The 16292-nt window shown below is 64.2% G+C and carries 9 protein-coding genes and 2 pseudogenes; 4 read left to right on the top strand and 7 right to left on the bottom strand.

The window, feature by feature from the left end; genetic code table 11:
- Positions 1 to 5 precede the first annotated feature (5 nt).
- A complete protein-coding gene (locus tag TZ03_RS00725; RefSeq protein ID WP_051095059.1) occupies positions 6 to 1304 on the top strand; it encodes an ATP-binding protein in 1299 nt (432 codons plus the stop codon).
- A gap of 34 nt (positions 1305 to 1338) precedes the next feature.
- On the opposite strand, the gene TZ03_RS00730 is transcribed toward TZ03_RS00725, so the two are convergent.
- The 4 genes and pseudogenes from TZ03_RS00730 to nrfB all read right to left on the bottom strand — a co-directional run bounded on the left by TZ03_RS00730 (position 1339) and on the right by nrfB (position 8679).
- On the bottom strand, positions 1339 to 2430 hold the full coding sequence (locus TZ03_RS00730) for a sensor domain-containing diguanylate cyclase (RefSeq protein WP_051095061.1): 1092 nt from the start codon (positions 2428 to 2430) through the stop codon (positions 1339 to 1341).
- Between the two features lie 229 nt (positions 2431 to 2659).
- A pseudogene (locus TZ03_RS00735) lies at positions 2660 to 3504 on the bottom strand (DUF4434 family protein).
- A complete protein-coding gene (locus tag TZ03_RS00740) occupies positions 3504 to 6509 on the bottom strand; it encodes a phage receptor (protein ID WP_051095062.1) in 3006 nt (1001 codons plus the stop codon). Before TZ03_RS00740 ends, TZ03_RS00735 begins: the two are co-directional and overlap by 1 nt.
- Positions 6506 to 8679, bottom strand: a pseudogene (gene nrfB, locus TZ03_RS00745) (cyclic di-3',5'-guanylate-activated glycosyltransferase NrfB). Before nrfB ends, TZ03_RS00740 begins: the two are co-directional and overlap by 4 nt.
- Positions 8680 to 8872: 193 nt before the next feature.
- On the opposite strand from nrfB, the gene TZ03_RS00750 reads away from it, so the two are divergent.
- Complete coding sequence (locus tag TZ03_RS00750) at positions 8873 to 9304, top strand: PACE efflux transporter (RefSeq protein ID WP_051095063.1); 432 nt, start codon at positions 8873 to 8875, stop codon at positions 9302 to 9304.
- Between the two features lie 181 nt (positions 9305 to 9485).
- Complete coding sequence (gene ilvA / locus TZ03_RS00755; RefSeq protein ID WP_082056499.1) at positions 9486 to 11048, top strand: threonine ammonia-lyase, biosynthetic; 1563 nt, start codon at positions 9486 to 9488, stop codon at positions 11046 to 11048.
- A gap of 147 nt (positions 11049 to 11195) precedes the next feature.
- Here ilvA and TZ03_RS00760 read toward each other — a convergent pair whose 3' ends face one another.
- From TZ03_RS00760 to TZ03_RS00770, 3 genes are all read right to left on the bottom strand, one after another.
- Positions 11196 to 12377 carry a hypothetical protein gene (locus TZ03_RS00760; protein WP_051095064.1) on the bottom strand — a complete coding sequence of 394 codons (1182 nt, stop codon included), beginning with the start codon at positions 12375 to 12377 and terminating at the stop codon, positions 11196 to 11198.
- 63 nt (positions 12378 to 12440) lie between these two features.
- Positions 12441 to 12908: a VOC family protein gene (locus TZ03_RS00765; protein ID WP_051095065.1), complete on the bottom strand. Its 468-nt coding sequence runs from the start codon at positions 12906 to 12908 to the stop codon at positions 12441 to 12443.
- 110 nt (positions 12909 to 13018) lie between these two features.
- Positions 13019 to 14638 (bottom strand): NADP-dependent glyceraldehyde-3-phosphate dehydrogenase, encoded by a 1620-nt coding sequence (locus TZ03_RS00770; protein WP_051095067.1) that lies wholly within the window; start codon positions 14636 to 14638, stop codon positions 13019 to 13021.
- Between the two features lie 457 nt (positions 14639 to 15095).
- On the opposite strand from TZ03_RS00770, the gene TZ03_RS00775 reads away from it, so the two are divergent.
- A complete protein-coding gene (locus tag TZ03_RS00775) occupies positions 15096 to 16250 on the top strand; it encodes a hypothetical protein (RefSeq protein WP_051095070.1) in 1155 nt (384 codons plus the stop codon).
- The last annotated feature ends 42 nt before the right edge of the window (positions 16251 to 16292 follow it).

Here is a 16292-nt window from a genome sequence, read left to right on the forward strand (position 1 = left end):
CGCCCATGCTCAAGATCCTGGTGCGGCTGTACCTGGTGATCATCGTCGCCTATGCCGGTGCGCTGCTGTTCATCCCTGACACCATCGTCGGCCTGTTCCAGGACCGTTTCATGGCCTACAACCTGGACCAGGCCAAGGGTGTGCAGTCGTTGATCGTGCGCCAGTTCCACCAGGCCCCGCGCGAACAGTGGCCGGCGGTGGAGCAAGAGCTGGCCAGTGCCTTCGCCCCCCTCGAAGTGCAACTGCTGCGCATGGACCAGGCCGAGCTGGGTGCGGATGAGCAGGCGCGCCTGGAACATGGCCTGTACGCGGTGCGCATTGGCGAGTGGGGTTATTACGAGACGGTGCTGGCACCGCTGGACAAGCAATGGCTGGTGCGTCTGCACTCACCGCCAGACCCGCTGGACATCAATGTACTGTCGTGGGGCGTGACCGTGCTGATCGGTGCGGCCATGCTCGGTTGCCTGCTGCTGTGGGTATGGCCGCACTGGCGCGACCTGGAACGCCTCAAGGAGACGGCCCGGCGCCTGGGCCAGGGGCAGATGGCCGAGCGTACGCACATCTCGCCGCACTCCAACATCGGTGAGCTGGCCGGGGTATTCGACACCATGGCCAGCGACCTGGAACGCCACGTCAACCAGCAGCGCGAGCTGCTCAATGCAGTGTCCCACGAGTTGCGCACGCCGCTGACCCGGCTGGATTTCGGCCTGGTGCTGCTGTTCGACGAAGTGCCGCCGGCCAGCCGCAAACGCCTGCTGGAGCTGGTCGGGCATGTGCGCGAACTGGATGAACTGGTGCTGGAACTGCTGTCCTACAGCCGGCTGTACAACGCCGACCAGGCCCGGGAGCGGGTCGAGGTGTCGTTGCTGGAGCTGGTCGACAGTGTGCTGGGTGGCTTTGCCGAAGAGCTCGATGGCCGGGATATCCAGTGGGAAGTGCGGGCCGAGGGTGATTTGCCGCGTTTTGTGCTGGACCCGCGGCTGACGGCACGGGCGGTGCAGAACCTGGTGCGCAATGCCATGCGCTATTGCGATGAAAGCCTGTTGCTACGCTTGCGCCTGGAAGAGGACGGCGCTTGCCTGTTGACGGTGGAGGATGACGGGATTGGCATTCCGGTGGAGGAGCGGGAGCGGATTTTCCAGCCGTTCTACCGACTGGACCGTAGCCGTGACCGCAATACCGGCGGGTTTGGCCTGGGCTTGGCGATCAGCCGGCGGGCGATCGAGGGGCAGGGGGGGACCTTGACCGTGGCGCAGTCGGCGCTGGGTGGCGCGCAGTTCCGCATTCGTTTGCCTGCGGGGTGATGTGTCGCCTGTGCCCGCGAAAAGGCCGGGCCTGCTAATCCTGATCTACCAATTGGCTTGACCACAGCACAAAGCGGTCCTTGCCACCGTGCTTGGCCTCGTACAATGCCTGGTCGGCGCGCACCAGCGCGGTAGTCAGGCTGTCCCCCGGGTCCACCCGGGCCAGGCCGATACTGATGGTCACCGCGTGCTCGCCAATATCGTCGCGCACCCGTTGGCACAGTGCCGCCACCCGTTGCTCGGCGCCTTGCTGGTCCAGCCCGTGGAAAAAGATCGCGAACTCCTCACCACCCAGCCGGGCAATTTCGTAACCGACCATGCTCGCCTGGATATGCAGGGCCACGCGCTTGAGCACTTCATCGCCCACGTCATGGCCAAAGCGGTCGTTGACCCGTTTGAAGTTGTCGATGTCGACCATCGCCAGGTACTGCCCGGCCGTGGCCAGACGCAGTTGGTGGTCGGCCTTGGCCATGAACGAACGGCGGTTGGGGATTTCGGTCAGGGCGTCGACGTAGGCCTGCTCCAGCAGCACCTTGGATAGGTAGAAATTGTGCAGCTTGGCCTGGCGCATCTGCAGGTAGCTGTAGGTGACCAGGCCGCTGACGAACACCGCATAGCTGATCAGCATGGTGCCTTCGAGTTCATCGGGCGCGATGCGGGTGTGGTAGAGCGGGTTGAGCACCAGCCAGGTGATAACCATGGTGCAGAAGAACGACCACTGCCGCACCGGCAGCACCGACACCGCGTACAGCACGGTGGAGACCCCGAGTATCAGCCACACCGGGCGCAGGGCGACTGGAATGCCGTCGATCACCAGGCGCAGGCCCAGGGTGATGGTGGCGACGAACAGCAGGTTGAGCACATCGAAGTGCTGGCTGCGGCGGGTAAAGTACAGCACCACGGTGAGGCAGCCGAGCAGGGCGATGAACAGGTAGGAGCGCCAGGTGAAGCCCTGGCCGCCGAGGAAACTGACGAGCAGGTCGAAGACCAGCCAGATGAGGATGCTGACGCAGAACACCAGCAGGCAGAACGGGCGCATGGACTCGAATTCGTGTTGGCGGAACTCGGCGCGCAGGGCGGCGGGGGCTACCTGTTTGCGCACGTGCTGTTCGATGGTCTTGAACATGAGCGCTCCTGTGAGTACGGCAATGCCAGGCCCGGCCCCATCGCCGGCAAGCCAGCTCCCACAGGTTCACCAGGGCTCTTGAGATCTGTGCTTCACCTGTGACAGTACTGCTTTATCAGGCCCGGCCTCTTCGCGGGCTCGCCCGCTTCCACAGGAAACGCACAGTCTTCAGATACTGTGGAGGCCCTGTGGGAGCGGGCGTGCCCGCGAAGAGGCCGGGCCTGGAGACTCAATTCTGTGGCAGAAGCCCCCTTGCCCAAGGCCGGTAGCGCAAGGCGAACACCGCCTCGGCATGGCACCCGCCGCCCAGCTTCGGTTCGGCAGGTTCAGCCCGAAACGCCTGCCCCGGGGCACTCACCTGGCGGAACGCCTCGCGCACCACGCCCACCCGGCACGGCAAGGCAAGGCCTGTTCGTAACCTTGGCGCACCAACGCCGGCAAACGCCCGGTGCCGGCACCGTCCTGCCACCACACAGTCAAGCCCAACCCGGCCAGTTGATCCAGCCACGCGGCATTGGCTCGCGGGGACAGTTTGCCTGCGCTGAAGGCACTGATGTGCAAGGGCTTGTCCAACTGGCGGTTGAACGCCTGCAACTGGCTGTGCAGCGCAGTGCGCCGCTCGGCATCGCGAAAATGCTGGTCGTCCAGTTCCATGGGCAGGTACCAGCCGTCCACCGGCAGTTGCCAGGCTTGGCGCAGTTGCTGGTACTGGCTGAGCGAGCGCCCCAGTTGCGCCTTCCAGTAGCTGCTCAGGCCTTCGCCGTCCAGCTCGTCCAGGCGTTGGTAGTAGGCGGGGTCCATATACAGGCCCACTACCAGTTGCAGGCCTTGGGCACGTGCCGTGCGCAGGCTGTTGGCCAGCCAGCCCTGGGCACCGCCGAAGTCGCTGTCGCCATAGGCGCTCCACTGCACGATCAGGGTCTTGCCACCCTGGGCTACGGTGGCCTGCCACAGCTGTTGCCATTGGGCGGGGGTGACACTGGCATCGCGGTTGAGGGGTTGGTAGAACAGGCGCTGGTCGGCTGTGGCAGGCAGGCACAGGGCAAGCAGGCAGAGGGCCAGGATCGTCCGCATCAGAAGGTCATCTCCACACCGACCAGCACGCCGTTGGCGCGCTCGTATAGATTGCCGCCCAGCGACTGCTGGTACTCAGCGCGCACTTTCAGCGAGCCGCGGTAGGCGTTGTAACGGTCGTCATCGAACCACCACTGCCAGCGCACACCGACCCCGGCCCGGGCGTCCTGGCGCCAGTCGTTGCTCGGGTCCTGGCTGGAGAACTCGACAAAGCCATAGGGCATGATGGTTTGTGGCGAACTGCCGGGCAGTTTCCAGGCGTGGCCTTGCTGGAAGCGCGACAGCCAGGCATGGTCGCCGGCACGGGTCCACCAGGCGGCGTCGAGGTAGAGGAAGCGCTCGTTCCATTGGTCTTCATCGACCCGCCAGTCGTTGCGCCACTCGCCCTGGTCGAGGAACGAAGCGGTGGCGCGCAACAGCAGGTCGTTGCTCGATTCGGCGTGGTGGCGCAGGTCGCCCCAGTTGCCGCCGACCTTGGCCGGGCTCAGCAGTTGGCCCAGGCTGAGGCCGCGGTAGTGTTCGTCGTCGATCTGCCGCTGGTGGTACAGCTCGGCATACAGGTTGAGGTTGGCCTGGCCGAACGGCTTGTAGCGCAGGCCGACGCCGGTACCCAGGCTTTGCGCATAGTCGGTGCGGCTCTGGCCACCGAACAGTACCCGGCCATACACCGACAGGGTGCTGCCGTTGTGGCTGGGCTCTTCGCCCAAGGCGTGGTCCCACATGGCCAGCTGTACGTTCTGGGATTGCGCCCGGCGCGAACTGCCACTGCGTTGGCCGTTGTCGAGGAACTTGTCGTTGGTCGAGGTGCCGGCGGGCGACCAGGTGCTGGCCAGGGTGATGGTATCGCGCCGCGACAGGCTTTCGTGGGCGCGGCGCTGGCGGTACTTGCGGGCTCCCAGGCTGCCGTATTCGTCGTCGCCGTCGACCAGGTTCTGTTCCACATCGAGGATGCGGCGCAGTTCACGGCGTGCTGCGGCGCTGTCTTCGACTTCGTCGTAGCGCAAGGCCAAGGTCTCGCCAAGGCGGTAGTCCTCGGGGAAGTCGTGGGTGGCGCGCTCCAGGTAGGGGATCGACTGGCGGCGCAGGGCCTTGTCCGCCGAGCCGGCCAGGCGCATGGCGTAGTCCGCGCGATAGCGTGGCTGCTCCGGGGCCAGGCGCACGGCTTCGGCCAGCCAGGCCGTGCTCTGGGCGCTGTCGCCGGCCAGTTGTGCGGTACTAGCGGCGGCATAGTAGTGGTCGGCGCGCGGGTTGTGCGCCAGGGCCTGGCGCTGGAAGCCCAGCGCGGCCTGAGGGTCGCCTTGGCGCTGGGCGATGGCGGCGCCTAGCGCCCAGTCATCGGCGTTGTGGTGCGCGGCGGCGTTCCAATAGCGCCGTGCTGCATCAGCGTCGCCTGCATTCAGCGCACCGCGGGCGGCGGTGAGGCGGGCGTTGTCGGTCCAGACGCTGTCCGGCAGGCTGCGCCAGATGGACAGGGCGGTCTCGGAGTCACCAGCAGCCTCCAGCGCGTAGGCCAGGGGCAGGCGGTTGTCGCGCTTACCCAGGCGTTCGGCGGCCTGGTAGTAGACCACTGCTTCGCCGGGTTGGTCGGGCATGGCGCAGCGGCCCAGGGCACGGTACTGCCCGGGCTCGCTCGGGGTGGCCGGGACCGCCCGACGCACGGTGTCGCACTGGCCGGCCTCGGCCAGTCGGCCGAGCAGTTGGGCGCGGGTATTGGCGTCGACACGGGGGACCAGGCCGAGCATGCGGCGGTTGTCCAGTGGCCCGTCGTTACGCGCATACAGGTTGCCCAGGCGCTGCAGCAGTGACGGCGTGAGGCGGCCCTGACGGCGGTCGTAGGCCTGCTCCAGCAGTTGCCGGGTGCGCTCGTATTGGCCTTGTTGCATCAGCAGGAAGGTGGCTTGCTCGAGTGCAGTCAGGTCGCCGCCCTGGCGGTAGCGCGTCTCCCATTCGGCGGCGGTACGCGGTTGTGCCGGCTGCGGTGGGTCGCCGTACAGGCGTTGCTTGAGCACGGCATAGGCGCGAGGGTTGGTGCTGGCGCTGCAGCCCTTGAACTGTTCGCGCGCCAGGTCCGGGTCCCGGCGTGACAACCAGTCGACGGTTTCCAGGCAGGGGCGTTGCAGTTCATTGCTCAGGCGCTGTACCAGCGGGGCGTCATGGCTTTCGCGGGCCAGTTCCCACAGCTGCTGGCGTTGCTCGGGGCGGTTCAACTGTTCGGCCGGGAGTGCATGCAGCCAACGCATGGCCTGTTGCTTCTGCCCGACGGCGATGGCCCGGTTGGCCATGGCCAGGCGCGCCTGATCGCCCGCTTCGCGGGAGGGGGCGCTGGCCAGCAGTTTGCTCAGCCCGGGTTCATCCACCTGCTGGATATAGGCATTGGCCAGGCGTTGCCAATCTTGCGCTGGCAGTTGGCCTTTGTCGGCCAGGGGCTGCAGCTGTTCGATGGTTTCCTTCCAGTTGCGCAATTGCTCGGCGAAGTTGGCCCTGGCCAGGCGCAGGACCTGGCCATCCTCCCGTGGCGGCAGCTGGTTGAGCCAGTCCAGCGCCTTGGCGGCGCCACCGAACTTGGCCAGGCTCAGGCTATAGGCCTGCCATAGGCGCACCCGGTGGGTGCCTTCGCTGGTAGCGAGCCATTGTTCCACCTGGCTGGCCGGGGGCGGGTCCTGCTCGATCCAGGTCAGGCGCAGTTCGAGCAGCGCGTTGGCGTATTCGGGGCTGCCGCCCAACTGTTCGGCCAGTGCTTGGGCTTCCTTGTAGCGGCGCTGGTGGGCCAGGGCTTCTACCAGCAGCGCGCGGGCTTCGTCGTTGTTCGGCACCCGGCCCAGTACGTGACGGGTCAGGCGTTCGACCTCGGCCCAGTTGTCTTTCTTGGCCTCACGGTAGCTGCGCTCCATGAATGGGTAGCTGGTGAACCGCTGGAATTCGGTCATCGGCGCCGAAGCGGTGGCGGGCAGGGTGGCAGAGCATAGCAGCAGGCCCGTGAAAGCGAGGGAAAAACGCGGCTTCATGCCACCTCCCGGGTCAGGTCAAAGGCGGCCCGCTGTTCGCTGGCCTGCTCGATGAGGGCCTGCTGCAACACCTCTTCGGTGATGATGCCGCGGGCGATCAGGTGCTCGCCCAGGCTATGGTGTGCGGGGTCGAAGTCGATCAGTGCCTGGTTGAACAGGGTGACCGGAACCATGCCGCGTACCTGCAGCACGGTGCCGAGCATGACCTGGTGGTGGCTGACCCGTTCCAGCAGTGCTTCGTCGTCCTGGTGGCGTTCGAGGATGGCAAGCATGTCGTGGGTTTCTGGCTGCTGCCAAGGGCTTGGGTAGTGGTAGCGCAGGCCCAGGGTGACGCGCCCCTGTGGCGCCAGGCGCGCTTTGACCGGGCGTTTCAGCTGGCGGCTGATGACCCCCAGCGACACTTGGCTGACCGGGCTTTCGCTGGCCAGGATCAGTGTGTCGCCATCTTCGTCCACCGGCAGTACACCGTAGTGCGTGGCCAGTTTGCGCGGCAGCTTGGCGATCAGTTGCGGGTCGAGCTTGAATGGGTTCAGCGTTGCCCAGGGCAGGTCTAGCTGCTCGGCCAGGGTCGCCACCAGCTGTTCGCTGTTCAGCCAGCCGCGCAGCAGCAGTTCACGGCCCAGGCGTCGGCGCACCGGGCTGGTGATTGCCTGTTGCAGCTGCTCATCGCTGATCAGGCCCTTGGCCACCAGGCGTTGGCCCAGCGGCGTGCGGGCGGGGGTGGCGATGGCGGGGAACTCGTGGGTGGTCTTGTCCCAGGCCACGCGACGCGAATCGCCCATTTCCATCACCTGGCGCAGGGCGCGCAGGTTGGCGAAGAAATTGACGAAGTTGCTCCACATCATTCGCGGCGCCGACAACAGGCCTTCGCCGATGCCGTAGAAGCGGGTGACGAACCAGCCGCGCTGGAACAGGCGATTGAGCAGTAACAGCCCGTTCAGCCACAGCAAGGTCGACAGCAGCCAGCTGTCGCTGAGGATCGACATGAAACGCCACGACTCCGGCGCGATCACCGTCACCAGCCACATGGCCAGCAACACCAGCAGCAACAGGTTGACCAGGAAGCTCAGCAGGTAGGCGAACAACCCGCGGCGGTCACGCCAGAGAAAGTAGTTGAGCGCGCCCTTGCGACTCCAGCCCAGGTTGCTGGTGCCCTGGAACACGATGCCGACGATCCACCGCGACTTCTGCCGAATGGCATGCTGCCAGTCGCGCGGAAAGTGCTCGCGTACGCAGATCACCTGGGAGAACTCGCGGCTCATGCCCAGGCGCCATTCCTGCTTCAGGGTCAGCGCCGGGTCGCTGATGGAGTAGCGGGCAAAAATGCACTTCATGCCCTTTTGCTTCAGGCGGAAACCGATGTCGTAGTCTTCGGTGAGGCTTTGCACGTCGAAGGCGATGCCGTCACCGTCCTCGAGCAGCGCGCTGATGGCACGGCGGCTGAAGCAGGTGCCGACACCGGCGCTGGGCACCTGGCCGGTCAATGCTTCGCGCACGATCACGTCCTTGCCATGGTTCTCGGCGAACTCGTCGACATAGTGGCCGGCGGTGAAGCCTTTCCACTCCGGTGCGTAGGGGTACACCGGGATCTGGATCATGTCCTTGTTCGGCAGCAGGTAGTTGAACAGGCGCAACTCCATGGGCGAGATCACGTCTTCGGCGTCGTGCAGGATGAAGCCGGCGAACTCGATGCCGGCGTCCTGCTGGAAACGCAGCAGCGCGTCGATGATGTTGTTCAGGCAGTCGGCCTTGCTGGTGGGGCCGGGGCGGGCGCACACCACCTTGTGCACGTTGGGGTAGTGCAGGCATACCGCATCGACGTCGGCCTGGGTTTGCGGGTCGTTGGGGTAGGTGCCGACGAAGATCTGGTAGTTCTCGTAATCGATGGTCGAGGCCGCCAGGCGCGCCATCTCACCTACCACGCCCACTTCGTTCCAGGCCGGGACCATGATGGCCACGGTTTTTCCGGTACTTCGAACAGGCGTTTTTCGTCGGCCTTCTCGAACTTGTCGTAGATACGAAAGCGCCGGATCAGCTTGCGCCCCCAGTAGCACAGGTCGATGAACAGGTCATCCAGGCCCAGCAGGAACATCAGCGAGGCCAGGATGATCGCGAGGATCTTCAGGCCGAACAGTACGTAGGTGAGAAAATCGATGAATACCAGGTTCATGTGCCGACCACCGGTAAGGCGCAATGGGCCATCGTCTTTATCCCCGTTCGACTCCTTGGACGAAGTTGTACGACATGTCGCCGTTTGTACTGGATAGATACAAGCAGCCGAACACGGGGTTGTCCAAATTTCAGGGTTTTTCTTGTGGGCAACTTCTTGTAGTTTTACAGGTCGTTTACCCACGGAGCTGAACATGCAAGGCAAGGCACGCAAGATCGTCCAGGCCATTCTTTACGAAGCCATCGCTGTCGCCTGCGTGGCGCCTGCGCTGGAGCTGGCGTTCGGTGCCGGCATGGCGCAGTCGACCGTGCTGTCGGTGCTGATGTCGGGCATCGCGATGAGCTGGAACATGGCTTACAACTGGGCGTTCGAGCGCTGGGAAGCCCGCCAGCGCCAGCGTGAGCGCACCTTGCTGCGGCGCCTGCTGCATGCACTGGGCTTCGAGGGCGGGCTGGTGCTGATCCTGCTGCCGCTGGTGGCGTACTGGCTGGACGTGAGCCTGTGGGCGGCGCTGCTGACCAACCTGGCGTTGTTCGTGTTCTTCTTCGTCTACGCCTTTGTCTTCCAGTGGGGCTTCGACAAGGTGTTCGATGTGCCGTTGTCGGCGCAGCAGGTCAAGTGTTGACTTACCAAGGTGCGGCAGGCTAAGTTGCCATCCCATGAATACTTTCCCGCACGTGAACGCCATTATTATTACCGCCATTATCAGCTTGGCGGGCTAGCGCGTACGTGCACCGAACCCGCCCTGGAGGCGGGTTTCTTCTCTCTGACTCCTGGGCAACGTGAAAACAGCCAAGGAGTCATCGATGACCAGTTTCAGCGCCAGCCTACGTACCCCCGTCACCCCCCAGCAACTGCTGTCGGAGCAGGTGCGGCGCATTCTTGCTGCCCCGGTGTACGACCTGGCCATCGAAACGCCGCTGCAAGCTGCGCCTGCATTGTCTGCCAGCCTGGGCAACCAGGTATTGCTCAAGCGTGAAGATTTGCAGCCTACCTTCTCGTTCAAGATCCGTGGTGCCTATACCCGCCTGTCACGCCTGAGTGTCGCGCAACGCGAGCGCGGGGTGATTACCGCATCGGCGGGTAACCACGCCCAGGGCGTGGCCCTGGCAGCATCGCACCTGGGTATGAAGGCCACCATCGTCATGCCGACCACCACACCGTCGCTGAAAGTGGAAGGGGTACGTTCGCGGGGCGGGCATGTGGTGCTGCATGGCGAGAGCTTCCCGCATGCCCTGGCCCACGCGCTGAAGCTGGCCGACAGTGACGGCGCTACCTTCGTGCCGCCGTTCGACGACCCGGACGTGATCGCCGGGCAGGGCACCGTGGCCATGGAAATCCTCCGTCAGCGCCCAGGTGCGCTGGACGCCATCTTCGTGCCGGTGGGCGGTGGTGGGCTGATCGCCGGCATTGCCGCCTACGTGAAGTACCTGCGCCCTGAGGTGAAGGTGATCGGTGTCGAGCCAGAGGACTCCAATTGCCTGCAATCCGCCATGGCTGCCGGCGAGCGGGTGATCCTGCCGCAGGTCGGCACCTTCGCCGATGGTGTGGCGGTGGCGCAGATCGGCGCCCATTGCTTCGAGCTGTGCCGGCACTTCGTCGACGAGGTGGTGACGGTGAGCAGCGACGAGCTGTGCGCGGCGATCAAGGACATCTACGATGACACCCGCTCGATCACCGAGCCGTCCGGCGCCTTGGCCGTGGCCGGGATCAAGAAGTACGTGGCGCGCGACGGCGTGCAGGGGCAGACCCTGGTGGCCATCGACTCCGGGGCCAACGTCAACTTCGACCGCCTGCGCCATGTGGCCGAGCGGGCCGAACTGGGCGAGCAGCGCGAGGCGATCATCGCCGTCACCATCCCGGAACAGCCCGGCAGCTTCCGCGCCTTCTGCCAGGCGCTGGGCAAGCGGCAGATCACCGAGTTCAACTACCGTTATTACCCCGGCAAGGAGGCGCGTCTGTTCGTGGGGGTGCAGACCCACCCGCTGCATGATCCGCGCGAGCAGTTGCTGGCTGGCCTGCGCGAGCAGGGCTATAGCGTGCTGGACCTGACCGATAACGAACTGGCCAAGCTGCATGTGCGCCATACCGTGGGTGGCCATGCGGCGCCTGGCGCCGATGAGCGGGTGCTGCGCTTCGAGTTCCCCGAGCGCCCAGGGGCGCTGCTGGGTTTCCTGGAGCGCTTGGGCAAGCGTTGGAACATCAGCCTGTTCCATTACCGCAATCATGGGGCGGCGGAGGCCCGGGTGTTCGCGGCGTTGGAGGTGCCGGGGGATGAACTGGCAGGGTTGCCGTTGGCGCTGGATGAGATGGGGTACCGGTATTGGGATGAGACCGACAACCCGGCGTACAAGCTGTTTCTGGGCTGACAGGTATAGCGTTAGCCAGAAACCTGCACAGTACCTGTGGGAGCGGGCGTGCCCGCGAAGAATCCAGCGCGGTGAATGGCACCGGCTTTGCCGGTGTTCGCGGCTAAAGCCGCTCCCACAGGTTCTGCGTAGCTGGTAAAAAAGTTTTCAGCGTTCGCGCATGAAGAAGCCGGCGACGAATTTGCGGAAGGTTTCCAGGCTCTTGAAGTCGGCATAGCGCTTGAAGTTCTCGGCATCCGGTTCGGGCCCTATGGGCTGCTCCAGCAGCGACACCGACAGGACCCGGTCCTGGTCCGAGGTCATCACCAGTTCATCCATCACCTGGCCGCCGATCACTGGCCGGCGCATCTGCACCTTCACGCCCTTGCTGGCCATCCAGTCGACCAGTGACACCAGGGCCTTGAGCGGCTCGCGTTCCTCGTCGCGATACACCGGGAACAGGTGGGCGCGTGACAGCACCGGCACGCTGGCCACGTGAATCAGTTCGTAGTAATGGCTGCCGGCGCTGGTCGGTGAGTACAGCGCCAACGCGAGCAGCGGCCCGGTGGTGCGGTTGCCGCCCCAGTACAGGTGGTGCCCCTGGAAGTCGAAGCCGTCTTCACTGCGGTTGTTGAACAGCTTGCGCCCCTTGATCTGGTCCACGCAGTCGAGCAGCAGGCCATGGCGGCGGTGGTTGCCGAATACCTTGGCTTCGCGCAGGCGGGACTTGAGCATCATCATGTGCTTCATGTCCAGGCGGGTTTCCAGGTAGTTGCTGGCGGGGACCCGTTCCAGCAGCGGGTAGCGGCTGGCCACGCTGCGCAGTTCGGCAAACTGCCCGGTCAGGTCCTTCTTCAGGTGCGTGGCGTACAGGTTCAGGCCGCTGGTTTCGATCCAGGTCAGCAGCAGTGACAGCAGGCGCTGCTGCTCGCGCCGCTCGTTGCCTTCGCCGCCGGCACTGGCGGTGCCACTGCGAAAGTCGCCGATCAGGCGCAAGGGCGTGTCGGGCGGCAGCCAGGCCGCAGGGGGCGCGGGGTCGTTGTCCTGTTCGGCGGCTTCCCGCTCGTCCTTGGTGAACGGGCAGCCGGGCGCGTGGTCGGCGGTGCCCGGGTTGTTCTTGAGGAACAGCGTGCCGGTGTTGCCATTGAGGGTGACATTGAGCACCGGCAAGGCGTCGTTGCGGCAGTCGCAGGCCAGCCACTGGTTGGCGCTGCGCACCTTCATCAGCAATTGGTTGGCCTGCAGCAGGCGTGGCCCGGCGAGGCTGCCGGTGGCAAAGCCGACCAGCAGCTCCTCTTCGGCGGGGGTCAGGCTGCGCACCTGGGCGGCGGTTTTGTCGATGATTCGCATGAAGCAGCTCCAAGCTACGAGCCTCAAGCTTCAAGCAAAGTCGCGCCGCTTTCAACTTGCCGCTCAGTTGCCAGCGAACATCTTCGCGGCGCGGGCGCGGATTTCGTCAGGGGTGAGGTCCTCCTTGTGGGTGGAGACGAACCAGATATTGCCGAACGGGTCTTTCAGGGTGCCGCTACGGTCGCCGTAGAACTGGTCGGTCAAGGGGCGCAACTGGGTGCCGCCGGCGGCCAGGGCCTGGGCGTAGACCTTGTCGCAGTCTTCAACGTACAGGTGCAGGCCTACGCCTGCGCCGCTGAGCTTCTGGCTGGCGGTGAGGCCGCCTTCCATGTCGCAGGGGTCGCCGAGCATCAGCGAGGAATCACCGATCTTCAGTTCGGCATGGCCCACGCGACCGTCGGGTGCGTCGAGGCGGAACATCTCGACGGCACCGAAAGCCTTCTTGTAGAACTCGATGGCCTTGGCGGCGTCGTTGATGGCCAGGTAGGGGGTGATGCTGTGCTGGCCTTCGGGGATGGGTCTGGCTGCCATGTTCGACTCTCCTTTGCAGTGGGCGCCGGTCGGCGCCCTGTTGCTTGGAGTCGTTTGCACAGACGGAAAATCGACAGTGACGCTAGACCGATTCTCTATAAGCGCGACAGTCAGAAGATATAGTCGGTGGTCAGGAAGCTCGACTGGCGGTTGCGGATGATTTCACTGATCAACTGCTTGTTGGCTTCCTGGAAGCGGGTGGCGACCAGGGTACGGATCGAGAACACGCGCAGGGCGTCATGCACCGACAGGGTACCTTCGGCGCTGTTCTTGCGGCCGTTGAACGGGTAGGTGTCCGGGCCGCGCTGGCATTGCGCATTGATGTTGATACGCCCGACCTGGTTGGCGAAGATGTCGACCAGGCTGCCGATGGTCGCCGGGTCGTTGCCGAACAGGCTCAGCTGCTGGCCGTAGTCGGAGTCCAGTACATAATCGATCACCGTCTGCAGGTCGCGGTAGGGCACCACCGGTACCAACGGGCCGAACTGTTCTTCGTGGTACACGCGCATGTCGTGGTTCACCGGGTACAGCACGGCGGGATAGAAGAACGAGCCGCGGCTGTGCCCGCCACCTTCATTGAGCACCCGCGCGCCCTTGGCCGTGGCATCGGCGACCAGGCCATCGAGGTAGTCGACCTTGCCGGGCTCGGGCAGCGGTGTCAGCGCCACGCCAGGCTCCCATGGCATGCCGGGCTTGAGCGCGGCCAGCTTGCGCTGGAACTTGTCGAGGAAGGCTTCGACCACGTCTTCGTGGACGAACAGGATCTTCAGCGCCGTGCAGCGTTGGCCATTGAACGACAGTGCTCCGGTGACTGCCTCTTCGACAGCGTTGTCGAGGTCCACCTGGGGCAGCACGATGCCTGGGTTCTTGGCGTCCAGGCCCAGTACGGCGCGCAGGCGGTGTGGGCGTGGGTGCAGCTTTTTCAGATCGCTGGCGGCCTTGTGCGTGCCGATGAAGGCGAACACATCGACCTTGCCGCTGGCCATCAGCGCGCTCACCGTTTCCCGGCCACGGCCATAGATGACGTTGATCACCCCCGGCGGGAAGCTGTCGCGGAACGCTTCGAGCAAGGGACGAATCAGCAGCACGCCGAACTTGGCCGGCTTGAACACCACGGTGTTGCCCATGATCAGCGCCGGGATCAACGTGGTGAAGGTTTCGTTCAGTGGATAGTTGTACGGCCCCATGCATAGCGCCACGCCCAGTGGCGCACGGCGGATCTGGCCTAGCGTGCCCTGTTCGAGCTCGAAGCGGCTGGAGCGGCGGTCGAGGTCCTTGAGGGCATTGATGGTGTCGACGATGTAGTCGCAGGTGCGGTCGAATTCCTTTTCCGAATCCTTGAGGTTCTTGCCGATTTCCCACATCAGCAGCTTGACCACGGCCTGGCGTTGCTCGCGCATGCGCGCGAGGAAAGCTTCGACGTGCTGGATGCGTTCGGCCACACGCATGGTCGGCCAGGCGCCGCGGCCTTTGTCGTAGGCCTGCACGGCGGCATCGAGGGCGGTGAGCGCGGTGTCGGCATCGAGCAGCGGGGCGCTGCCCAGCACCACCTGGTGCTCATCGGTACCTTCCTTGAGCCAGACCGGGCTGCGCACCGTGGCCAGGGGGCCGTCCCAGCGCCTGAGCTCACCATTCACCAGGTAGTCGCGTTGTTCCAGAGGGGCTTCCAGGCGCCAGGTTTCCGGGATGTTCTCGGCGCTGGGGAAGAGTGAATCGAGCAGACGGTCCATGGGTACTGCACCTCACATTGCTGGGTGGGTTTCGAGCCTAGTGAATCGCTTCAGCATATGAGCATGCACCGGCTATGGGAAAAACACCAGTGTGGTTCACGCGGATGGGCTGCGCCTGTCTGTGAAGGCGGCTACCACGATGCTGCTTTTTTGCAGCGAACTATCGGACGGTATTGCTCTATAGCAAGGTGGTAATGGGATATCACCCGGTGTCGGCACGCTTATAGCGAAGTTCTGCTGTTGCGGGCATTTCATGGAGGAAATTTGACGCCAGCAAACTTCATGCAAATCCACGCAGAGTGCCGCTTGCCAAACTGTTTTCGGCCATCTTAAATTGTTACTGAATGTGGAGTAGGGGTTAGGGGCTAACCCGTAACTATCAGATTGTTAAGCGTTTTTCTGAATTATTGTCTTTCTCCGATAGGCCCTGGGCACTTCAAAGGACGACGAAGAAGAAATGAAAGCGACCTTGACGGCAGTGGCGCGAAGGTTCATATCGCCCTCCCTGCGCTACGAATTGAGACATCTGGCCAACAACGTGCGTGAAGTGATGGCGCGTGCCTGTTTCTGGCGCTGGGAAGTTGCCCGGTTTCGGTTGCAGCAGGAGAGCCCCTACGAGATCGTCTATGTCGGCAGGAAGCAACAACGGGAAATGGCCAAACTGCTGATTGCCGGCAAGGGCCAGGGTAGTGCGTCGATCGTTGACAGCGCAAATGCCACGGTGGCTGCCAACCACGTGGTGCTGGTCAGCGAAATGCCGACTTCCGGTGCCTTGTCGGTGCCGCACTACCTCAGCGCCGTAGTGCCACTGGGGCGCGCGCTGGAGGACATCACCGCGCGCTACGACAGCGAACTGCGGCGCAGCATTCGCAAGAGCCGCCCGCTGTACCAGATGCGTCAGACCCTGTCGGACGACGAGATCGCCATGGCTGACCGCGACCTGCTGCGCCCCTATGCCAGTGCCCGGCAGGGCATCCACGCCGCGCAATTCCCTACGGATGAGGTATTTCGCATCGCCAAGGGCGTCGGCCGGCTCGACTTGATCACCTTGGGCGACGAGGTCATCGGCTGCCACCTTGGCTGCGAAGTGGCACGTGGCGGCAAGCGTTACTGGAGCACCTTGCGTTTCGGCTATTGCGAGGCGGTGTTCAGCGATGCCAGGAAGTTGCGCGAGGTGAATTCGATCACCACCTTCATGGCCCTTGAATGGGCACTGGAGCAGGGCTACGACTACTACGACATCGGCCTGTGCCTGGCACGGCCGGACGACGGCTTGTTGAAATGGAAGCGCCGCCGCGGTGGCGATATCGATTCGCTGGGCAATCATGCCTACCTGTTTGTCCGCTTGCCCAAGACCGGCACGGCGAAGTTTCTCTGGGACACACCGATGTTCGCGATGGAAGGCGACAAGCTCACGCTGCACCTGGGGCTGCCCGAGGGGCCGAGCGATGAGGAAGTTGCCAGCCGCTACCACGAAATGGTGTTTGGCGGCCTGCACAAGATCTACCTCTATGGTGGCGACGCTGCGGGTGAGTCGTTCATGGAAACCTTGCGTAGCCGTTATGCCAACCTGCAGTCGCCGCCCAGTATGGAAAGGGTCATGTGCAACTGACCTGTTGCCGTGATAAGCGTGTAGTATCTGGGCACATCGCAG

Origin of the sequence: Pseudomonas sp. 10-1B (genome assembly GCF_000935045.1) — a bacterium.
Classification (GTDB): domain Bacteria; phylum Pseudomonadota; class Gammaproteobacteria; order Pseudomonadales; family Pseudomonadaceae; genus Aquipseudomonas.